A 20,703-nucleotide genomic window follows, 5' to 3' on the forward strand; every position below is an offset into this window, starting at 1 on the left:
CGTGACAAATCGACATTCGACCTGCGGGGGACATCATGCAAACACTCTTCGACTTTCTGAACGCCAATCCGTGGATTTATGCTGTTCTTGCAGCAGGGCTTGCCGTGTGGATCGCAGCGCTGTTGGTCATCTTTGGTTCGCCAAAGTTCCTGCGCAAATGGCTCTGGGTCCTGCTGAGCCTGGTTTCCTTCACCTTTTCCTGGCAGGTCGATGACAATGTCGCCCTCAGCATCGGCCTGCCGCTCGGCGCGCTCTACGTGCTGTGGTTCTGGCGTTTCGGCAAGTCCCCGACCGACGAAGAGATCGCTGAACGCGGCCCGAAGCCCGCTGGCGATGGCCCCCGGGGCAAGGGCTGGCAGATCCTATCCTTAAGGCTGGCCTATCTCATGGCGATTACAGCTGTCATTACGGTCGGCATCTGGACCTTATCGGACAGTAGCGTTGACCTCATCTTTGCGCAGGGCGGCATTACGGTCGCCGACCTGCCGACCGATTTCCGTATGATGCTGGATCTGGTCAGATATTTTACCGCAGGCTTCATGATCCTGCTCTGCGGCATGTTCGTCCTGCTGTTCCTGCGGCCCTACGGCTGGGGCAAGATCCTTATGTTGTTTTGCACCTTCAGCTGGCTGAGTTTCAGCGGTGTGCAGGTGCTTGTAACCGGAACCTTGGATGCACGCGCCCTGCCGGTGCTGATCGCCGGCGCAGGTATGCTGCTGGCCATCCTTCTGCATCAGATCGCCGATCCGCGTTTCACCGGCACGTACCTGCGTCAGTCGTAACGATAGAGCTTCAGGCGCTGGATGCCGCTCTGACCCGGCGGCAGGCGCAGGTGGCGGCCCTGGTGCGTCTGGTCGCCGTTGAGCCACCGTCCTTCGAGGAACAGGCCGTCCTTGTAGCCGCCTTCGATGACCTGCTCCATGCCGACCTGCGCCTTGCCGGATGCGTCGGCGAAAGTGACGGTCACGCCGGTGCCGGCGACGATGAATTCATCCTTGCCGGTCTGGATTATCAGCCCGCCATGATTGGCTGGAGTCTGCTTGTCCTTGGGCGTCCACGGATCGACAAAGGTGACGGTAAAGCGATAACTGCCGAGGTTGAAGCTCTGCGGCGTCTGATCGACCGTGCCGTCATAGGCGATCGGCGGCTTGAAGCCGCGCATGGTTCGCGCCTTGCCGGTCTTGCCCTGATGCTCGATCATCAGCGGCGTCAACTGGTCCAGCACTGCGTAGGCGCCAATCAAAGGATCGTTGTCGGGCAGGTCCTCGATCGAGAACGGTGAGAAGCCCATGGCGTCCAGCTCACCAAAGACAAAGAAGGCATTGGCGGCGGCTTCCGGCCGGCCGGCGTGGTTGGCTTCGGGCACGAACAAAGGATTGTCGTCGCGACGGAACTTGCGCGCCCAGCCGACAAAGTCCGGCCAATAACTGTCGATGGCCAGGAAATCGACCGCCGGCGCGCCGATCTTCCAGATGTCGAACAGGTGCGGCAAAGGCCCGGCCGACGGATACTGGCCCGGCAATTTGCCCGGTGCATTCAGCGCGGCATTGACGTACATGGGCAGCGGGTAGGCGGCCTTGCCGGCCAGGGTCAGTTCGTTGGTGAAGACGGCATAGCCCCAGGCCTGGAAGACTTCGCGGCCCTGTGGCGCATCGCCGAAGACCTCGGCCCACGTGCCCTTGGTTTTATTCCCATTGGCGTCCCACAGGGCTTTCAATTCCGGCGTCAGATCGCCCTTGCGCTGCTGCACGGCGGTCATCAAAGCCGGCGGCACTGGCGCCTTGAAAGCCTTGTCGGCTTCGGCGGAATGATCGCGCGCCGACGGCAGCATGCCGATCTCGTTCTCGATCTGGATCATGACCACTGTATGGTCGCGATCGACGGTTTTCAGGTGCGCCAGAAGCGCCGCGAACGCCTTCTTGTCGGCGTCGAGATTGTCCTTGTCGAAGGCGCTCAGGATATCCTGCGCCACGCCGTTTTCGTCGCGGGCGCGGCTATAAGTCTTGGAGTCATGCTTGATCCAGGCCGGCGCGTAGGTCGACATCGAGTTCTTCCAGGCACCAAACCACAACAACACGAGTTTGGTGTTGTTGGCGCGCGCCTGTTCGATGACGGCGTCGATGACCGAAAAGTCGAAACGGCCCTGCTGCGGCTCGATCTGGTCCCATTCGACCGGCGCCAGCACGGTGTTCAGGCCTGCCTTCGTCAGGACCGGCCAGTGGGTCGCCAAATGCGCCGGGTCCGACGCCGTCGAATTGCCGAGCTCTCCGCCCAGCATCAGGAAGGGCTTGTCATGCACAAACAACTGCGCCGCAGTGCCCTGCTTTTCAAGGCGCGGTATATCCTGCGCCACAGCCGCGCCGCCCAAAGCCAAACCGCAAACCGTCGCCAACAGGATATTGCGCAGCATTTATGCCTTCTCCACCTTGATCGGACGCGACATCAGAAGACCGATAGCGTCATCGACGCTGATCGCGCCATTAAGCACGGCCGCCACCGCGTTACAGAGCGGCAGGTCCACCCCCTGGCGCTTGCCGAGATCGACCACGGCCGGCGCCGATTCGACGCCTTCGGCGACCGACACCTTGTCTTTCAGGAATTCCGCCAGGGTCTGTCCCTGGCCCAGCGCCAGGCCGACGCTCATATTGCGCGACTGCGGCGACGAGCAGGTCAGCACCAGGTCGCCCATACCGCACAGGCCGGTCATGGTCTCGGGCTTGGCGCCCATGGAGATGGCCAGGCGCGTCATTTCGGCAAAGCCGCGCGTGATCAGGGCGGCGTGGGCGTTCTTGCCCAGGCCCTTGCCTTCGCTAATACCGCAGGCGATAGCGACGACGTTCTTGATGGCGCCACCGGCTTCGGCGCCGATCAGGTCGGTGGAGAGATAAGGCCGGAAGCTGGGGCCGGCGATGGTCGCGGCGATTCGCGCGGCGACCTCTTCGTTCTGCGAGGCGATGGTCACCGCGCTGGGCAGACCCATGGCGACTTCGCGGGCAAAGTTCGGCCCGGCCAGCACAGCCGGACAGGCCTCAGGCAGAACAGCGTCCAACACCTCGGTCATGAGGGCGTCACTGCCCCGTTCCACGCCCTTGGAGCACAGCACGACCGGCAGGCCGGCTCGGGCATAGGGTTTGAAGGCGTTCAGCGTCGCGCGCATATGCTGGGCCGGCGGCACGGCCAGGATCAGGTCGCAGTCTGCGAGGTCGGCCAGGTCATTGGTCGCCGTCACGCTTTCGGAAAGTTTGACACCGCCGAGGTACAGACTGTTTTCGCGCGTCTCGCGGATTGCGGCGACGACTTCCGGCTCACGGGCGTGCAGGGTGACGGCATTGCCGCCTAGAGTGACGACCTGCGCCAGGGCCGTGCCCCACGCGCCCGCGCCGATCACCCCGATGCGCCGGTACTGCTGCGTCATGCCTTGGCCCCTTTTCTACCCTGCGTCTTGTATATCGGCGATTCCATCGCCCGCGCCTCGTCCAGCGGCCAGCGTGGCCGGGCGAGCGCGGCCATGTCGGCGCTTGCGTCGCGTGGCATACTGCCCCGCTTCGCGAAATGTTCAAGCCCGGCCAAGGCGATCATTGCTGCATTATCCGTGCAATATTTCAACGGCGGGGCCACGAATGTGAAGCCGTTCTTTTTGCAGAGGGCCTGAAGCGCCTCACGGACGGCGGTATTGGCCGCAACACCGCCGGCGACGACAAAGTCGGGCGTTGTAACGTCGATCTGTTCCCTGAACTGTTTCTGGGCGCGGTCGGAGCGTTCGACCAGTTGCCGCGTGATCGCGGCCTGGACCGAAGCGCACAGGTCGGCGCGGTCCTGTTCGGTCTTGACTTCCTCGTGGGCGATCTTGGCGGCGGCGGTCTTCAGGCCCGAAAACGAAAAAGCACAGTCCTTGCGGCCCAGCAGCGCGCGCGGCAGGACAAAGCGCGTGGCGTCACCCTTCCTGGCTTCGCGTTCCAGCGCCGGACCACCGGGATAACCGAGCCCCAGCACCTTGGCGATCTTGTCGAACGCCTCACCGGCGGCATCGTCGATCGTCGTGCCCAGGCGCTCATAGTCGCCGACATCGCGCACCGACAGCAACTGGCAGTGGCCGCCGGACACCAGCAACAGCAGGAAGGGAAAGCGGACATCCTCCGTCAGGCGCGCCGACAGGGCGTGGCCTTCGAGATGGTTGACCGGCACCAGCGGCAGGTCGTTGGCCAAAGCGTAACCCTTGGCGAAGCTCAACCCCACCATGACGCCGCCGATCAGTCCGGGGCCGGCCGTCGCCGCCACCGCATCGATCTTCGCATCACCGGCTTCGCTCAGCGCCCGGCGCGCCATGGCGTCGATGGTTTCGACGTGGCTGCGCGCGGCGATTTCCGGCACGACGCCACCGAATGCGGCATGCTGAACGACCTGGGAATGGATGACGCTCGACAAGACCTCGACGCGGCCGTCGGAATCGCGCCGCACGACGGCGACCGCGGTTTCGTCGCAGCTCGATTCGATGCCAAGAACGGTAAGGGTTTGGGACATGGGACTCATCTACTCCTCCCCATGAAATGGGGAGGGGGACCATTGGCGGAGCCAATGGTGGTGGGGGCTCTTACTTCCTAACACCTGCGACAAAGCCTCCCGTCAAGCCTTTTGCATTGAACCTGCTTGTGAAAATGCTAGACGGACAGGATGACTATCAAACTGAAAATCGGTACGCGCGGCTCGAAACTGGCCCTGACCCAATGTGGCTGGGTCCAGCGCCAGATCGTCGCCGCCATGGGCGACGACCCGGCCGACGCCGACGCCATCGCGCCACTGACCGTGATCACCACGACCGGCGACCGCATCCAGGACCGCCGCCTGATCGAAGCCGGCGGCAAAGCCTTGTTCACCAAGGAAATCGAAGAGGCGCTCCTACGCGGCGATGTCGATATCGCCGTTCATTCACTCAAGGACGTGCCGGCACACGAGGTTCCAGGCCTGACGATCTGCGTCATCCCGGTGCGCGAGGACCCGCGAGATGCTTTCCTGAGCCCCAACTATGCCAGCCTCGCCGACCTGCCCAGGGGTGCGAAACTGGGCACCGCCTCGATGCGCCGCCAGGCCCAAGCCCTGAGCTGCCGGCCGGACCTCGAAGTCGTCATGGTGCGCGGCAATGTCGATACGCGCCTTAACAAGCTTAAAGCCGGCGACTGCGATGCCCTGTTGCTGGCGGCGGCCGGGCTCAACCGCCTGGGGCTAAGCCAGGAGATCCGCAGCTATATCGACGCTGACGCCTATGCCCACGCGCCGGGTCAGGGCGCCCTGGCCATCCAGTGCCGCACCGGGGATGTGGGCAAGGACTGGATGAAACGCCTGCATCACGAAGAGACCTTCGTCGCCATCCAGGCCGAACGCGGGGCGTTGGAAGCGCTCGAAGCGTCGTGCCGCACGGCGGTCGGAGCAACCGGCAAGGTCACGGACGGCACCTTATCGCTATTTGTCGAAGCCCTGAGCGCAGACGGCAGCAAGCGCTGGCAGCGGCGCGAAACGTTTTCGCAAGTGACGCCTCAAACCGCCCGCGAACTGGGCCTGCGGCTGGGCTTTGAGATCAAGGCCGAAGCCGGCCCAGACCTGATCGTTGCGTAAGGGCGGACAATTGGCCCCCACCACCGCATCTCAGCTCCGCATCGTGCGGTCCCCTTCCCCGCTCGCATCGAACGCGCTGACACAGCCGCGGGGCTCTGCCTGCCGGCGAGGCTGGGGAGGAGTAACCGAAGTTGTTCCGCTTCTTATTCCTCCCCATGAGCGGCGCAAATATATCAACACGCCCAGTGCGAACGGGGAGGGGGACCATAAGCGGAGCGAATGGGGGTGGGGGCCTTTGCCTGCATGAAAAAGGTCGTCTGGATCACCCGCACCAACGGCGAAAGCACCACCGCCGCCGTCGAAGCCATGGGCCATGAAGCCCTGCTCGCCCCGCTGCTTGCCGTGCAGCCGATCGACGCCGACTTAACCGCCCTCACCTATGACGCCCTTATCTTTACCAGCCGCAACGGCGTATCCGCCTTTACCCGCCTGTCGGATCGGCGTGATCTGCCCGTCTGGTGCGTCGGCGACGCCACCGCCGAAGCCGCCAAAACCCACGGCTTCACCCAAGTGACAAGCGCTGGCGGCGACGCCCCTGCACTCTTCGAAAAACTGAAATCGGAAGCCCCACGCAGCACACGCTTTCTCTATGCCGCCCCGCGCGAACCCTCGGCGCCTCTCGCCGCCTGGATGTGGGCTGAAGGTTTCACCGTCCACCACATCGCCGTCTATGAAACCGTGGTCACCACCCCGGCCCTGTCCGACGCCGACCTCAGCCGCGTCACCCACATCCTGATCCATTCGGCGCGCGGCGGCCAGACCCTGGCTTCACATCTCATTAGCCGTAAGTTTGCCTTCACCAATTCATGCTTTATCTGTATTTCTGAAAAGGCATGGCAGGGGTTTGCGGGCGCCATCGAGACGCAGGACAAGTATCTGCTCGCGGGGGTGAAAAAGCGGATTTCTCCGTTACCGGAGGAGCCTTCCATGTTAAAACTGATCGACGGGGACGCATGCTGATCTGTCCCCGATAGGACGACGCGCATGAACGAGCCGCTGAACACAGCCGCCCCGCAGACCGAAACCTATTCCGAAAGCGGCCTGAACGCTTCGGACATGTCCTACGGAAAGCCGCAGCAAAGCCCGACCGCGGCGGCGACGCGCATGTTCATCCTGTTCGCCATTCCGCTGGCCCTGATGTTCATCATCCTGGTCGCCGCCTTTGCCTGGAAGCTCAACCAGACCAAAGTCGCCGCCCAGGCACCTGTTGTTGCCGCGACGTCCAGCAAGGACGCCCAGATCGCCCAGTTGCAGAGCCAGATTATCGCCCTGCAAAGCCGCCTGAATACGCCAGCCGTAACGCCCGATCCCACGGCGCCGACGGTAACCGCGCCTGTTCCAACCTACACCGACCCGGCCCTGCTGACCCAGCTGTCGCAGCGCCTCGACCGTCTCGAAGCCAATCAGCGGGCGCTGGCCCGCGCCGCCGCCGCCGCCAATGCCGCCGCGGCCCTGCAACTGAAGGCGCATTCCTCAGAACCCTTCCTGAACGAACTGGCCGCCGTTGAGCCCGCCTTCGACGATCCGGCCCTGACCGCGCCCCTGCGCGCCGTCGCTGAACGCGGCGTGCCGTCCGAAACCCAGCTGGCCATCGAATTCCCGCAGGCCGCCGCCAAGGCTAACATCGCCGCCAAGGCCGCCGGAGATGAGGCCAGCCTGTTCGACCGTGCCCGCCACGCCCTGGGCTCCTTCATTTCGGTCCGCCGCACCGACAATCTCAACGGCAAGGGCGTCCAGGCCATTCTGGTCCGCGCCGAAACCCGCCTGAACCAGGGCGACCTGAAGGGCGCGCTCGCCTATCTCGACACCCTGCCGCCGGAAGGCCAGAAGGCGCTCAAGCCGTGGCTCGACAAGGCGCGCGCGCGCGCGCTCGTCGATGGCACGACGCTGCGCCTGACGCAGCTGACCCTGCAAAAGCTTGCCAAGGCCTCCGATACCGGAGCCGCGCTGTGATCCGCACCCTCCTTATCCTGCTCGGCATCACCGTCCTCGTTACGACCGGCATCGGCTTGCTCGGCGACGCCGGTGTGGCAAGCCTGACCTGGCTCAACTACCGCATCGACACATCGGCGGCGGCCGCCGTCAGTATTATCGGCGTCCTGGCCTTCTGCGCCGTCTGCTTCTGGAACCTGGCCTTGTGGCTGTCGCGTTCGCCGCAACGCGCCGAACGCGCCCGCGCCGAAACGCGCCGCCGCCAGGGCGACGAAGTCCTGACGCGCGGATTCTTAAGCGTCGCCGCCGGTGACGGCAATGAGGCGCGCCGCAACGCCGTCAAGGCGTTGGACCTGTGCGACAATGTCGCCCTCGTTCGCATCCTGACCGCTATGGCCGCCGAAGCCTCGGGCGACGTGACCGCGACGCGCGCTGCCTACACCGCCATGCTGAGCGTGCCGGAACTGAAGCTGGCGGGGCTCAAGGGCCTAATGCAACTGGCGCACAGCCAGGGCGACAAGGTCGAGGCCGTCAAGCTGGCGACCGAGGCCTACAGCCAGTCCAAGCCCGCCATGTGGGCATTCGAGACCCTGTTCGAAGCGCGCCTGGAAGCCGGCGAATGGTCCGAAGCCCTGGCCCTGATCGAGGGGGCGCTTACACGCAAACTGATCTCGCCCATCTTCTCCGAACGCGCCAAGGCGTCGCTGATGGCCGCTTCGGCCGCCGGCATCGAAGCCAGCGACGAGACCCAGGCGCTCGACTACGCCGTCCGCGCCGCGAAGCTGCAGCCGCAGTTTACGCCGGCCGCCATCATCGCCTCGCGCCTGCTGTGCAAGGCCAACAAGCTCGGCCGCGCCGAGGACGTGCTGGAAGCCGCTTGGGCCGCCAGCCCGCACCCCGCCCTGTGGCTCAGCTATCGCGACCTGGTTTCGGACGAGACGCCGCGTGAGCGCGCGCGCCGCCTGCAAGGCCTGATCGACCGCAATCCGAAACACCGCGAAAGCCGTATCCTCCAGGTCGAACGCGCGCTTTTGACCGGCATCCGCCAGGACATCGTTGATGCCGTCAAGGCACTGGAAAACGACAGCACGCCCGACAGCCTGACCAAACGCGGCTGTGCCGTGCTGGCGCGTGGCGCCTCGGCGCTTCAGGACATGGACACGGCACGTGCCTGGGCGGCGCGTGCCACCATGGCCAAGTCCGATCCGGAATGGTCGGATATCGATGCCGAAGGCCGCGCCTTTGAATACGGCGCCGCCGACTGGTCGAACCTGATCCTGACCTTCGCCGGCAAGGCGACCCTCGTCCACCCGCGCTTCGAGCGCGGCGAAAAGGGCCTGCCGGAACTACCCGACCTGCCTTCGCGCTACGTGCCGTCCATGCCGTTCATCAAGGCGGCGCAGAAGCGTTCAGGCCCCGTGCCGGTGCCTGATGATCCCGGCGGTTTCGACGCGGCCATTACCGGCCAGGACCTGGACGAGACCGAAGCCGTCAAAACCAAGCCGGTCCGCAAGGCGCGCGCGCCAAAGGCTGTGAAATAAGAACGATTTGCCCTTGGCAAGGCGTATGCAGTTGTGTAAAGACACGCCCCTGTCCGCGAGCCACTTTGGGCCTTCGCGTATTTCCGGGCCGCTTTAGCTCAGCCGGTAGAGCACCTCATTCGTAATGAGGGGGTCAGGTGTTCGAGTCACCTAAGCGGCACCACTTTCCCTACAAGTTTGCAACTTGCGGCGATTAGCACAATTGCGCCGATGGAACGAAACATGTTTGCGCAGCGCTCACGCTCGCAACAAAAAGGGCGGCCCATAACTGGCCGCCCTTCTAAATCTACGTGAACACCTGACCAATGTCAGAGGTTTGGCCAGGGTCACCACAGAACGCTTTAGCTGATCCCGACCGTCTTGATTTTAATATACGACACGCCAAGTGACCAAACACGCAGTTCAATCATATGCCCTTCCCGCGAAGCATCCAGGGTAAACGGCAGGGAAAAATATTCGTAACGGAACGGCTGCTTAAATTGCTTCCGGGTGACCGTCCTCTGTGTAAGAATTGTGCCGCCGGTGCTGGCATCAACAACTTCGAGACGAAGAACCGGGATATTGTCATTCGTCGTATTGTCAAGCATCAGCTTCCAGGTCGCGATGTTGTCTCCCTTAGGAATGGTCGTCGTATAAGGGCCGTATTGGACAAAATCCTGACCGTCCGTAACGATCGTCGACCATCCGCCATCCGCCTCAAGCCGTCCAATGACATGGCCAATTCCAGGCGATTGCATACCCCATTGGGTATCAAAGCCTCCAAACGTGTCGGACGCGAACATGGCGCGACGCGTCCCGCCACCCGCGCGGTAATAGGTGTAGTTTGCGCCGCCCGCAGTAACCAGATCAGGCCCGTCATTACCAAAGCCCAACGATTGCGGCAGAATTGCATTTTGCGAGAACTGGGTCCATTGGAACAGGTTGGAAGACCGAGCCACACCAGACGCCCATTTTGCCTGATCATAGGGCGGCGCTTCACTTCCTTCGTAGACCATGTAATACGCGCTGCCGATCTTCTGGATCGATCTGCGGCCGGCGGTTCCGGCTTGCCAACTTCCCGGCCGGGTAGTGATGACCGGATTCCCTGAATAACGCGTGAGCGAGTAAAGACTTGCTCCCGACGCCAAGCCGATCTGCACGCTTTTGTTCGGGCCGTTGTAGCCGTGATAGAAAAGATACCAGATGCCGTTTTCGCGATAGAGGCTGGGGGTGCCGATGTTGGTTTGCTCCCACCCGCTTGTAAGGTGGGAAAGGATGATGCCGTTCTTGTTGAAGTTTCGGCCATCGCTTGATGTCGCCAATCCGATATTGCCAGGAGAATTCGTGCCCGCGCCTTCATAAACCAGATAGAATATACCGTTATCGTACCAGACGCCGGGGAAGGTTGCAAAGTTGCAGTCCCAACTGCCTGCCGCACCTGCCCGCAGCACGAAACCCTGATCGGCAAAATTGACACCATCGGTCGAAGTTGCCAGGCCTATGCCCCCCTGGGGCTGGCCGGGGTTGCCGCATTGTGACGTAGCAGGGTCGTATTTTATGTAATACGCGTAAATTGTCCCTCCGACATTCACCGTTGAAATAAAATGCATGCCAAATGCACCGCCAATACTGGTGTTTGTCTTGTCCAGCTTCATAAAAGCCAGATTATTATCTATAATATCCGCTATCGACGGAGCCTGGGCTTCGGCGGCCAAGGGCAGGCTGAGCGAGACGACGCTTCCGAGTAACGTCGCTGCAAGTGTTCTTTTCAATGCGGTGAACATATTCGCCTCCATTATGGCTGACAGATCTTCAGTCGAGATGGATCTTGAGGCGAGGCCGGCCTATGCGGCGATTACATCTGCGCGTGCACGGAATATAGCGGCGCGTCCCCCCAGACCGACTTGAAAGTGCACGGCCGGACTCGCGCCGTCAACGCTTAATTGTATTTTCTATAAAATCGCGCCGCAATATGGCCGACCGGTCTTCTACCACACACGGATACCGAGCGGGGCGGGGCGGGGCGGCACTGCCTGCTCCCTAGCAGGCAAGAATCTTCTCCGTGTCGCCAAAACGATATTTCAGCCGCCAAAGCCGGATGCCGCTCGTGAAGACTGGAAGGACAAGTCCACTGCGGACAGCTTGTATGGCTTGTCGGCCGACTTGGCATTTCGGATCGCGGCACCGGATAGGGCCATGATGGGGTACCGTGTGCGCTGAAAGATGGGTATCGCGATTATATCCCCAATCCGTACCCCAATATGCGCAGATACATGCGGACACGGGCGCACAATGGCGGACACCGGAGCCCGTAAACTATCAGATTTTAAGGGATTTTTCAAACATCAGCAGACGCTGATGGAAACCCAGATGGTGCCCAGGAAAGGACTCGAACCTTCACGGCCGTTAAGCCACTGGCACCTGAAGCCAGCGCGTCTACCAATTCCGCCACCTGGGCACACTATCTAGGTGGTAGGTCCGGTCTTGCGACCGAAGGCGGCGACCTATAGGGGCAAACTTTCCGGCGGTCAACGGCGAAAGAGCGGTTTTTTAAGGCCTTATGACAATTTTCCACATCTTCACGAAATCAACCCCATTGCGCCTTCTTTATTTTCACCGGAACCCGCCGCATCTCAATATTATATTCCGCTCCCTATCTTCCCCCACACCGCCAAAATGAGAGGGAAAGTCCATGCTTATACGTAAAAGTCTTGCGTCCATCGCCGCCGCCGGCCTTCTGGCGCTCGCCGCCTGTTCGGGCCCCGTCAAGGATGACAAGGCATCCGATTTCGTCGCGAAGGCGTCGGTCGCCAACCTTTTCGAGATCCAGACCAGCGAACTGGCGCTGCAACGGTCGCAGAATCCCGAGGTGCGCGCCCTGGCCCAGGCCATGATCACCGATCACACTAAGGCCGGCGCCGACCTTCAGGCCGCGCTGACCGCCGCCAAGAGCAGCGTCGTGCCCGCGACCGCGCTGGATGAGGCGCACCAAAAGAAGTACGAGGACCTGGCCAATGCCAAGCCCGAAGAATTCGATGACAAGTATGTCGACATCCAGACCGACGCGCATAATGAAGCCGTCGCCCTGTTCAAGGACTATTCCGATGGCGGAGCCGCCGGTCCCCTGAAGGATTTTGCCGCGGCCACCCTGCCCGTGCTGGAAGGCCACAAGGCCAAGGTCGACACGATCGACGACGTAACTCACTCCGGCGCGACCAATTCGGCGAAGGCTTCGGAAGAAGCGTCCGAGTCGGCGGCAGGCCACTAAGCCTAGATACCCTACCTGAAAAAAGGGCGCCGTCGTCACGACGGCGCCCTTTGTTTTTAATCGAAGGCTGTTTTGGGGATGTGGGTGATGCGACATGCCAGGTCGGCTTCGCCGGACGCCACAATATAATGATCCCCGCCGTCGGCGATTCCGGTCGTGAAGACGACATCGCGGATATACATCTGGTGTTCCAGCGGCCGGGTCAGTTCCGGATTGGCCTCCAGCAGCGGCGCATGGCAGGTGCGCAGGATCTTGCTCGGTTCGTCCCTGTCCATGATCGACCAATAGGTGCGATAGATGCCGACGATCTCCTTGGGCTCGACGCCGTGCCACAGGCTGAGCCAGCCCTCATCGGTCAGGATTGGCGGCGTTCCGCCGCCCATGCGCGCGGTCGCCACAGTACCGGAATGCGGTCGGATACCCGGCTTGGCGTAAGGCTTCCAGAACAGCCCGTCCTTCGAATGCGCCAGGTTAATCGACGGACCGGCGCGCCATTCGCTGCCCGGCGGATAGGCGAAATAAAGGTCGCCCAAGGGCCGCGTCTGGGCGAAATATTGATCGTTGATAAGGCCTTCGAAGATCAGCATGTCCTTGTTCTGATGGTCGAGCACGATGTCCTCGAACGTCCAGTCGAACCCGTTGGTCGAGCTATAGAGCGTAGTCGAATGGCGCTCCGGGCTGACCGAGCAGGTCGTCATCAGCCAGCGATCGCCGACCTTCGAAATCCGCGCATCCTCGACGCCGTAGCATTGCAAGGAATTTTGCGGCGTCACGGCCTTGTCGTAGTGAACGGCGACGACTTCCAGCCCATCGGGCGTGAGTTCGACCGGCAGCAGCCACGACAATGAGGTCAAGGCCATGATCTTCCAGCCGCCGCCGTGCAGCAGGAACTTGCGCGGGTCGGCGGTATTGGCCAGTTCCAGCGGCCAGGCGTCCAGCACATAGCGGCCTTCATCCCAGCGGATGGCGTGGACATGGTTGTCGAAAATCGCCGTGCGCAGGGCTTCGGCGACACGCACCATCATCAGCAGATTGCCATTGGGCAGGCGGGCCAGGCCGGGATTGAAGGCCCCCAGCACATAGGTTTCGACATCGATGTGTCCACGCAGGGGAGACCGCGACAGATCGATATCGTCGGGCGTGAAGACCAGTTTGTCGGTGGCGTAGCGGTTGTCTTGAGCGGAAGCCGGTTGCAGGCCCGCCTTTCCTTGGTCATCGTGCATGATGCGCTTCCTATATCCGGAATATCCGCGGAAAATACCGGAGCGCGCCTAAGTTTTTAGTGGGCGAAGGCGGTGGAAATATAAGGAAGCTGCAGGGGCTGCGTCTTAGCCGAACAGCACGAATGTCAGGGAAGCAACCAGCATAAAACCGGTCAGGCCGCTGGCCACCAGCGGGATAAACAGCGGGACGCCGGCCTGCGAGTCCGGGCGGGGATCGTACGTCATTCTGAGCCTCGATCATATGGGGCAGTTATCTGCCGTAGACGAGTAAGACTCGATTCCGGTGAAAGAAAATGCACGAATTTGTGAGAGTGGTTTTCCCCATTTAAATTATGTCGCATTTCCTGACGCCGAACCGGTGGCCACTTCGCCGGGAAATGCTTTTATTTGCTTGTCGCATTTCCTGACGCCGAACCGGTGGCCACTTCGCCGGGAAATGCTTTTATTTGAAATCACGCGAGCGAATAAGAATCACCGGGGGTGAGGCCGCGCGATTGCCGCCGCGCCGTTTGAGCGTGCGCGGATCGGGGCCCGGCTCACCATGGCGGAAGTCATCGCCACGCGGCTTGGGTACCCGAAACGCATCATCGCGTTCACTGACGCTGTCAAGCAGGTCGGACAGGTCGATCAGGCGCCTGGCCACCAGGTGGACGACCTCGCCCTCTTTCTGGATCTGGCCGACGATCGCCACCATGCGCGCCGTCAGGATCAGCCGGCGCTGCTCTTCGTAGATGCGGCTCCAGATAACGGCGTTGACGATGCCGGTTTCGTCCTCGATGGTCATGAAGGTGACGTTCTTGGCCGTGCCCGGCCTTTGCCGCACCAGCACCATGCCGGCGACGATGGCATCGGATTTGTCGGTGAGCGCATTGGCGGCGATGCAGGTCAGGATATCGCGCCCGCTCAACTCACCGCGCAAAAAGGCCAGCGGATGCTTGCGCAGCGACAGGCCGATATGGCCGTAGTCCTGGACGACCTCGCTGCCGGCCGTCATCTGCCGGAGCGCGACGGCTGGCTCATCCAGCTCAGGCGCCGCCATGGCGTCGAACAGAGGCAGGGGCGCGTCGCGCAGTCCCTTCAGCGTCCACAGGGCGTCGCGGCGCGACTTGCCCAGCGATGGCATGAAGGCATCGGCCTCCGCCAGCGGCAGGAGGCTCGATACCGGCAACCCGCTACGCCGCCAGACGTCGTCGACCGAACGGAAAGCCCCCTCTCCCCGGCTCGCGGTCAGGGTGGCGGCTTCACCGTTGGACAGGCTCTTGACCATGCGCAGCCCCAACCGCACGGCGAATTGGCCCGGTTTATCGTCTGGCTCCAGGGTGCAGTCCCAACGCGAGGCATTGACGCAGACTGGCCGCACTTCGACGCCGTGGTCGCGCGCGTCGCGGACCAGTTGCGCCGGCGCATAGAAACCCATAGGCTGGGAATTGAGCAGCGCGCACAGGAAGACATCGGGATGGTGGCATTTCATCCACGATGAAGCATAGGCAATCATGGCGAAGGAGATGGCGTGGCTTTCCGGAAAGCCATAGGAGCCAAAGCCTTCCAGTTGCTTGATCAGGCGTTCGGCGAATTGCGGCTCGTATCCGCGGTCCAGCATGCCTTGCCGCATCTTGTCACGAAAGTTCTTGACGCCACCAGTGTGCTTGAAGGTCGCCAGGCTGCGACGAACGTGGTCGGCTTCGTCGGGCGTGAAGCCGGCGCAAACCACCGCCACCTGCATGGCGTGTTCCTGAAACAGCGGCACGCCATGCGTGCGTTCCAGGATCGCCCTCACTTCATCATTGGGATAGTCCACATCTTCCTTTTTATCCCTCCGGCGCAGGTAAGGGTGGACCATGTCGCCCTGGATCGGTCCCGGCCGGACGATGGCGACCTCGATGGCCAGGTCGTAAAATACCCTCGGCCGCAGGCGCGGCAGCATCGACATCTGGGCGCGGGATTCGATTTGGAAGACACCGACCGTGTCGGCCTTGCAGATCATGTCGTAGGTCGGCGTGTCATCGGCAGGGATAGCCGCCATCCGCATGTCGATGCCCTTGTGCGCTTTGAGCATATCGAAGCTCAGCTTCATGCAGGTCAGCATGCCCAGCGCCAGGCAATCGACCTTCATGAACTTGAGCACATCGATATCGTCCTTGTCCCATTCGACGACCTGGCGGTTGTCCATGGCGGCCGGCTCGATGACAGCCAGCTCGTCCAGCCGGTCGCGCGTCAGCACAAAGCCGCCGGGATGCTGGGACAGGTGGCGCGGGGCATTGATCAGTTGCCGCGCCAGGAAGAGGGTCAGGCGCATCCGACGGTCGGCGATGTTGAGGTCGAGCCCGTCCAGGTGTTGTTCGTCGATGTCGGTCGCCCAGTGGCGGTATTGCTGGGACAGGGTCTTGATGACGTCTTCGGGCAGACCCATCGCCTTGCCGACGTCGCGCAGCGCCCCGCGGGTGCGATAACGGCTGACGACGGCGACCAGGGCGGCGTGGTTGCGGCCATAGGTCTCAAAGACCCACTGCATGACGATCTCGCGCCGGTCGTGCTCAAAATCGACGTCGATATCCGGCGGTTCGTTGCGGTTCTTTGAAATAAACCGTTCGAACAACAGGTTGTACTTGGCGGGGTCGAGCTCGGTGATGCCCAGCACATAACAGACCGAGCTGTTGGCCGCCGAACCGCGTCCCTGGCACAATATGTCCTGCGAGCGGGCATAGTGGACGATGGCGTGGACGGTCAGGAAGTAGTTGGCGTAACCCATCTCGCCGATCAGATCGAGTTCCTTGCGCAGCTGAGCGACCACAGTTGCAGGCGTTCCGTCCGGATAGCCCTTGTCAGCGGCATAGCGAGCTTCCGCCCCCATCCAGACGAACTTTTCCAGCGTTTCCTGCGGGCTCAGGTGCGGATGCGACTTCTCGTCCGGATACTGGTATTCCAGTTCGCCCATATCGAAAGTGCAGCGCTCCATGATTTCACGCGTGCGGGCAACGGCGTCCCGGTGGCGATCAAACAAGCGCAACATCTCGTCCGGCGTTTTCAGGTAGCGGTCGGCATAGCGTTCGCGGCGATGGCCCAGCTCATCGATGGTGCAGGTATGGCGGATGCAGGTCAGCACGTCCTGAAGCAGACGGCGCGACGGATTGTGGAACAGCACGTCATTGGTCGCGACCACAGGCACACGCGCACTGGCCGCCAGCTGCGCCAGGTCGTGCAGCCTGAGCGCATCATTGGGCCGCCGCCGCAGGGTCAGGGCCAGATAAGCGCGGTCGCCGAACAGCGCCTTCAGGCGGCGCAGATTGGCCAAGCAGGCTTCATCGGCAAGGTCTGGGACAAGGATCGCGAGCAGGCCTTCGTGAAAGCTTTCGACATCAGCCCAGTCGAGATGGCACTTGCCCTTGCCCGCCCGGCCCTTGCCCAGCGACAGCAGCCGGCACAGGCGCGAATAGGCGGCGCGATCGGCGGGATAGACCAGCAGCGACGTGCCGTCACGCAGGTCGAGCCGGCAGCCGACAATCAGCCGGACGCCGTAATCCCTGGCCGCCTTGTGCGCCTGGACAATGCCCGCCAGCGAATTGCGGTCCACCACCCCCAGCGCCTTGATGCCCAGGGCCTTGGCCGTGGCGAACAGCTGATCGCACGAACTGGCGCCGCGCAGGAAGGAAAAATGCGTCGTGACCTGGAGTTCGACATAGTTTTTCGTCTCATTGGGGCTCATGCGAAGACCCCGTGCAGGAACCATTCGCGGCTGCCGGTTTTGTCGTCCTCGCCATCGCCGCTGCGGTAGATCCACAGCCGCTCACCTGTCGTCAGCTCGACCCGGAAATAGTCGCGCACGGCCAGCATCTCGGCATCGCGCCGCCACCATTCGCCGAAGATGCGCTCCGGACCATCCGCGGCGATGACCAGGTGGCGGACACCGCGCCAGGTAAAGGCCTTTGGCGGATAGTCGGGCAACTGCGCCAGGGTGGCTATGCGTTCCGGTTTCGATAGCAGGCGCACCGGACGCGGCCAATGGGATGGCCAGGCGCTCTCGGAAGCCTCGCCCAGCGCGGACATCTTGCGCATGGAGCGCTCGGGCACGTCGCTTTCGACCGGTGCCAGACGGTAGATGCGTTCAGCGCCCATGCGGTTGCTCAAGGTATCCAGCAAGGTCGCGAGGCCGGGCGCCGGATCGTCGGTCGCGCTGACCTGCCTGTGCGGCAAGGGCTCGGCGGCAGTCGCGATCAGGCGCATATGCTCGATGCCAAAGCCCGGATCGACGGTCTCGATCTTGTCGCACAACAGCCGCGTCAGGCGTTTGACGTCGCGCATGGGCTGAGCGAGGCCGACACGAATGGCCTCGATGCGGTTGTCGGTGCGGGTGAACAAAAGGTCCGCCTGCCTCACGCCCCAACCCTTGTCTTCGAGCGCATCGCACAGTTGCTGCGTAAGCTTGCCGGTATAGCGCGCAATGGTTTCGGGCGCGCCGATCGGCTCGGCGAAACGCCGCCGGACCTCGATGACATCGGGCAGGTCGACCGGATCGATCGGCTCATCGAGATGGCCGAACATCTGGTCGAGCCGTCGGCCCAGTAGCGGGCCGAAGCGGTGCACCAGGGGCGCGCGCGGCTGAGCCAGCAGATCGCCGACGGTCTCGAAGCCCAGGACATGCAGGCTTTCGGCCATGCCGAAGGATAAGCGCAAGGCGCCTATCGGCAGGGACGGCAGGGCGCGGCCGCCCGTATCCTTCGGCAGGATAAAGACGGGCTTGGGAATGAACCGCGCCAGGGCATGGGCGGCGCCCCAGGTGCCGGCGATGGCGGCGCGCGCTTCAAAGCCCTTATCCGCCAAAGCCTGGACAAGGCCTTCCAGCAAGGCCGCCTCGCCGCCGTGCAGGTGCGCCGCGCCGCTGATTTCCATGACCACGCCGTCCGGCGGATCGGCGGCCACCAATGGCGAATAGGTGCGCAGAGCCCAGCGCGCCAGCGTCTCCAGATCGGCCGCGTCGGCATCGAGGTCGGCATCGTGGATGACGAGATGGCTGACCAGGACCTGCGCCTTGGCCACCGGCATACCGACCCGAATGCCCCCCGCCTCGGCCGCGCGGTCGGCCGCCAGCACGACGCGGCGCCGGCCATCCGAGCCCTTCAAAATCAGCGGAACGTCAGGAGGCGGCGCGGTGCCGCTCATCCGCCGCCGCAACCGGTCGGTGGACCAGCGGGGCAGATACAGCGAGATGACCCTGGCCATCGCACGCCTCCACATCGAATTCAGCGGTCTGTCCGCCCTTGCAACGCAGCAGCTCCAGCCGCCAGCGCGCCCGTCCGATACCGGGCACGGGCAGAGGGGCAGACGGAATGGAGGTCACCCGCCAGCGCGTCATCGCCGCCGTTGGCAGTCCGAATTGCACGGCCGCCTTTTCCGTATCCCAGCGCCGCACCATCAGGCCCAGGGTGCGCGCCCCTTCGGCGGCCAGCTGCAGCCGGCGCGAGGCGATCATAGACAGGCGCGCGACTTCACCGACAACCGCGCCCAGCCCGCCGTGGCGCAAAGCCTCTTCGCAGGCCGCCAGCACGCCCTTATCGTCATCGGCTTCGACATGGATCACGCGTCCCGGCGGGAGCCCGCCTTGCGCCAGCCCCGGCGCGAACAGGTCGCCTGGCCTTGCGCACCACATCACCAGGCCGTCGCTGCGCGCGGCGATGCCGGCGGCGAACAGTCCGGCCGCCGCGCCATCGACCGCGCCTTTTCCCGATCCGGCGATCTCATGGAGAGCCCCAAGCGCCAGCCCGCCTCCAGGCAGGCGGCTGTCGATAAGGTTCAGTCCGAACGGCAATACGCCTGCGACACGGCGCTCCCCTTCCAGCCTTGAGATGCGCTGGCGAAGCTGATCTATGTCCGCAGGCTGTGTCCCGGGCATTACTCTCATCCTTTATACCGACTTCTTCGGCGTTATGTTCACTCTTTGTTCCTTGACACGGCAAATGTCAATACGCTTCGGCAAAGTGCTTCCGACGCCTCAGAAGCGCTTGATCGACAGGGTCTCGAAGGTCTGTTTCAGCGTCGTGGTCGACCGTTCGTAATCGGCCAGGGCCAAGGCGGCGATCAAGGCATCGACGACGCAGAGCTGGGCGATGCGGCTGGTCATCGCCTCGGTGCGAAAAAGCGTCTCACGCGCCATGGTCGCCAGCACCACGTCGGCATAGGACTGAATGGGCGAACGGGCAAAGTTGGTGATCACCACCGTCCTGGCCCCGGCCGCCTTGGCCAGGCGCGTCGAGGTGACGGTTTCATGGGTGGCGCCCGAGTGCGACACGGTCAGGACGGCGACCTCCGGATCGGTGCGTGAGGCGCTGATCGCCTGGACGTGGCTGTCGATCACCACCTTGGCGTCGAGACCGATGCGCAGCATGCGGTAGTGAGCGTCTTCGGCGATCGGCGCGGCCGAACCGATGCCGTAGATTTCGATCCGCCGGGCGGCGCGAAAGATATCGACGGCCTGGCTCAAGGCGCCCGGATCAAGCACGGACAGGGTATCGTGCAGCGCCTGGACGCCTGCATGGAAAATCTTGCGGCAGACCGTATCGACATCGTCGTCGCGGTCCAGGTCCTCGTGAATGAACTCAACCGGCCGGACGGTTTCCTGCGCCAGGCTGAGCTTCAACTGCTGAAAGCCCGACAGGCCCAGTTTGCGGCAGAAGTTGATGACGCTGCCTTCCGAGGCGCCGGTGGCTTCCGACAATTCGGTGACCGACATCTGCACGATGCGGCCAGGCTGGGCGATGACATAATCGGCTATGCGGCGCGCGCCCTTGGCCAAGCCGGAATAGGCAAGATTAATGCGGGCCAGGGCATTATCGACCGGAGCGGGACTGGGAGAATCAGGCAGGGGTTTCAAGCAGGAGTCCTGAAGTCATAATGGCCCGGGTTGTTTTAGGATATGGTGATTCCGGAAGTCGCGCATGAACCTTTGATGACCATGGGTCATTGTTTCATAAAACGTACTTGGAACCGTAGCACCCGCGCAACGTGGAGGGCCCATACAAGGTCTTAAGAACTGAAACAAGCTCAATTTTATAAATATTAAAAGATGAGTAAATTTCATTAACGTTCCACAAAAATGGGATGTTTCTGTCACACGACACCTCTAGCCTCCCCCACCATCCAGCCGCCCCGCCTCCCT

General features: G+C 62.7%; 15 protein-coding genes and 2 tRNA genes. 7 read left to right on the plus strand and 10 right to left on the minus strand.

What is annotated here, in order from left to right:
• The first annotated feature begins 35 nt into the window (after positions 1-35).
• A complete protein-coding gene (locus J2X24_RS11075; RefSeq protein ID WP_209721080.1) occupies positions 36-782 on the plus strand; it encodes a hypothetical protein in 747 nt (248 codons plus the stop codon).
• Here the strand turns inward: J2X24_RS11075 and J2X24_RS11080 are convergent.
• From J2X24_RS11080 to tsaD, 3 genes are read right to left on the minus strand one after another with little or no spacing between them, the layout of a single operon-like run.
• Positions 773-2,410 (minus strand): GH35 family beta-galactosidase, encoded by a 1,638-nt coding sequence (locus J2X24_RS11080; RefSeq protein ID WP_209721083.1) that lies wholly within the window; start codon positions 2,408-2,410, stop codon positions 773-775. The genes J2X24_RS11075 and J2X24_RS11080 overlap by 10 nt on opposite strands.
• Entirely contained in the window at positions 2,411-3,415 is a 1,005-nt protein-coding gene (locus J2X24_RS11085; RefSeq protein ID WP_209721085.1) for an NAD(P)H-dependent glycerol-3-phosphate dehydrogenase, read from the minus strand.
• Complete coding sequence (gene tsaD, locus J2X24_RS11090) at positions 3,412-4,530, minus strand: tRNA (adenosine(37)-N6)-threonylcarbamoyltransferase complex transferase subunit TsaD (protein ID WP_245344615.1); 1,119 nt, start codon at positions 4,528-4,530, stop codon at positions 3,412-3,414. The genes J2X24_RS11085 and tsaD overlap by 4 nt, the downstream gene beginning before the upstream one ends.
• Before the next feature lie 141 nt (positions 4,531-4,671).
• On the opposite strand from tsaD, the gene hemC reads away from it, so the two are divergent.
• The 5 genes from hemC to J2X24_RS11115 all read left to right on the plus strand — a co-directional run bounded on the left by hemC (position 4,672) and on the right by J2X24_RS11115 (position 9,246).
• The gene (gene hemC / locus J2X24_RS11095) at positions 4,672-5,610 is read left to right on the plus strand and encodes a hydroxymethylbilane synthase (RefSeq protein ID WP_209721089.1); all 939 of its coding nucleotides are present in this window, start codon (positions 4,672-4,674) and stop codon (positions 5,608-5,610) included.
• A gap of 243 nt (positions 5,611-5,853) precedes the next feature.
• Positions 5,854-6,570 (plus strand): uroporphyrinogen-III synthase, encoded by a 717-nt coding sequence (locus J2X24_RS11100; RefSeq protein WP_209721092.1) that lies wholly within the window; start codon positions 5,854-5,856, stop codon positions 6,568-6,570.
• A 24-nt stretch (positions 6,571-6,594) separates the two neighbouring features.
• Positions 6,595-7,563 carry a COG4223 family protein gene (locus J2X24_RS11105; RefSeq protein ID WP_209721094.1) on the plus strand — a complete coding sequence of 323 codons (969 nt, stop codon included), beginning with the start codon at positions 6,595-6,597 and terminating at the stop codon, positions 7,561-7,563.
• Positions 7,560-9,083: a heme biosynthesis protein HemY gene (locus tag J2X24_RS11110; RefSeq protein WP_209721096.1), complete on the plus strand. Its 1,524-nt coding sequence runs from the start codon at positions 7,560-7,562 to the stop codon at positions 9,081-9,083. The genes J2X24_RS11105 and J2X24_RS11110 overlap by 4 nt, the downstream gene beginning before the upstream one ends.
• 87 nt (positions 9,084-9,170) lie before the next feature.
• Positions 9,171-9,246, plus strand: a tRNA-Thr gene (locus J2X24_RS11115).
• A gap of 178 nt (positions 9,247-9,424) precedes the next feature.
• Here J2X24_RS11115 and J2X24_RS11120 read toward each other — a convergent pair.
• Both J2X24_RS11120 and J2X24_RS11125 read right to left on the minus strand, forming a co-directional pair.
• Positions 9,425-10,846 carry a glycoside hydrolase family protein gene (locus tag J2X24_RS11120; protein WP_209721101.1) on the minus strand — a complete coding sequence of 474 codons (1,422 nt, stop codon included), beginning with the start codon at positions 10,844-10,846 and terminating at the stop codon, positions 9,425-9,427.
• Between the two features lie 587 nt (positions 10,847-11,433).
• A tRNA-Leu gene (locus J2X24_RS11125) sits at positions 11,434-11,520 on the minus strand.
• 234 nt (positions 11,521-11,754) lie between these two features.
• On the opposite strand from J2X24_RS11125, the gene J2X24_RS11130 reads away from it, so the two are divergent.
• On the plus strand, positions 11,755-12,330 hold the full coding sequence (locus J2X24_RS11130) for a DUF4142 domain-containing protein (RefSeq protein ID WP_209721104.1): 576 nt from the start codon (positions 11,755-11,757) through the stop codon (positions 12,328-12,330).
• A gap of 56 nt (positions 12,331-12,386) precedes the next feature.
• On the opposite strand, the gene J2X24_RS11135 is transcribed toward J2X24_RS11130, so the two are convergent.
• The 5 genes from J2X24_RS11135 to J2X24_RS11155 all read right to left on the minus strand — a co-directional run bounded on the left by J2X24_RS11135 (position 12,387) and on the right by J2X24_RS11155 (position 20,418).
• A complete protein-coding gene (locus J2X24_RS11135; protein ID WP_209721107.1) occupies positions 12,387-13,553 on the minus strand; it encodes a glycoside hydrolase family 130 protein in 1,167 nt (388 codons plus the stop codon).
• A gap of 442 nt (positions 13,554-13,995) precedes the next feature.
• Complete coding sequence (locus tag J2X24_RS11140) at positions 13,996-17,256, minus strand: error-prone DNA polymerase (RefSeq protein ID WP_209721110.1); 3,261 nt, start codon at positions 17,254-17,256, stop codon at positions 13,996-13,998.
• Positions 17,253-18,770: a DUF6504 family protein gene (locus tag J2X24_RS11145; protein ID WP_209721115.1), complete on the minus strand. Its 1,518-nt coding sequence runs from the start codon at positions 18,768-18,770 to the stop codon at positions 17,253-17,255. The genes J2X24_RS11140 and J2X24_RS11145 overlap by 4 nt, the downstream gene beginning before the upstream one ends.
• On the minus strand, positions 18,685-19,440 hold the full coding sequence (locus tag J2X24_RS11150; protein ID WP_209721118.1) for an ImuA family protein: 756 nt from the start codon (positions 19,438-19,440) through the stop codon (positions 18,685-18,687). Before J2X24_RS11150 ends, J2X24_RS11145 begins: the two co-directional genes overlap by 86 nt.
• Positions 19,441-19,539: 99 nt before the next feature.
• Positions 19,540-20,418 carry a MurR/RpiR family transcriptional regulator gene (locus tag J2X24_RS11155; RefSeq protein WP_209721121.1) on the minus strand — a complete coding sequence of 293 codons (879 nt, stop codon included), beginning with the start codon at positions 20,416-20,418 and terminating at the stop codon, positions 19,540-19,542.
• Positions 20,419-20,703: the final 285 nt, after the last annotated feature.

It is taken from the genome of Asticcacaulis solisilvae (assembly GCF_017875235.1).
GTDB classification, from domain to species: Bacteria; Pseudomonadota; Alphaproteobacteria; order Caulobacterales; family Caulobacteraceae; genus Asticcacaulis; species Asticcacaulis solisilvae_A.

What these genes read in the sequence shown, in the direction of transcription:
- J2X24_RS11130 (WP_209721104.1), top strand. Translation starts at nt 11,755, where the DNA reads ATGCTTATACGTAAAAGTCTTGCGTCCATCGCCGCCGCCGGCCTTCTG.
- tsaD (WP_245344615.1), bottom strand. Translation starts at nt 4,530, where the DNA reads ATGAGTCCCATGTCCCAAACCCTTACCGTTCTTGGCATCGAATCGAGC.
- J2X24_RS11105 (WP_209721094.1), top strand. Translation starts at nt 6,595, where the DNA reads ATGAACGAGCCGCTGAACACAGCCGCCCCGCAGACCGAAACCTATTCC.
- J2X24_RS11100 (WP_209721092.1), top strand. Translation starts at nt 5,854, where the DNA reads ATGAAAAAGGTCGTCTGGATCACCCGCACCAACGGCGAAAGCACCACC.
- J2X24_RS11145 (WP_209721115.1), bottom strand. Translation starts at nt 18,770, where the DNA reads ATGGCCAGGGTCATCTCGCTGTATCTGCCCCGCTGGTCCACCGACCGG.
- hemC (WP_209721089.1), top strand. Translation starts at nt 4,672, where the DNA reads ATGACTATCAAACTGAAAATCGGTACGCGCGGCTCGAAACTGGCCCTG.
- J2X24_RS11085 (WP_209721085.1), bottom strand. Translation starts at nt 3,415, where the DNA reads ATGACGCAGCAGTACCGGCGCATCGGGGTGATCGGCGCGGGCGCGTGG.
- J2X24_RS11080 (WP_209721083.1), bottom strand. Translation starts at nt 2,410, where the DNA reads ATGCTGCGCAATATCCTGTTGGCGACGGTTTGCGGTTTGGCTTTGGGC.
- J2X24_RS11120 (WP_209721101.1), bottom strand. Translation starts at nt 10,846, where the DNA reads ATGTTCACCGCATTGAAAAGAACACTTGCAGCGACGTTACTCGGAAGC.
- J2X24_RS11140 (WP_209721110.1), bottom strand. Translation starts at nt 17,256, where the DNA reads ATGAGCCCCAATGAGACGAAAAACTATGTCGAACTCCAGGTCACGACG.
- J2X24_RS11150 (WP_209721118.1), bottom strand. Translation starts at nt 19,440, where the DNA reads ATGCCCGGGACACAGCCTGCGGACATAGATCAGCTTCGCCAGCGCATC.
- J2X24_RS11075 (WP_209721080.1), top strand. Translation starts at nt 36, where the DNA reads ATGCAAACACTCTTCGACTTTCTGAACGCCAATCCGTGGATTTATGCT.
- J2X24_RS11135 (WP_209721107.1), bottom strand. Translation starts at nt 13,553, where the DNA reads ATGCACGATGACCAAGGAAAGGCGGGCCTGCAACCGGCTTCCGCTCAA.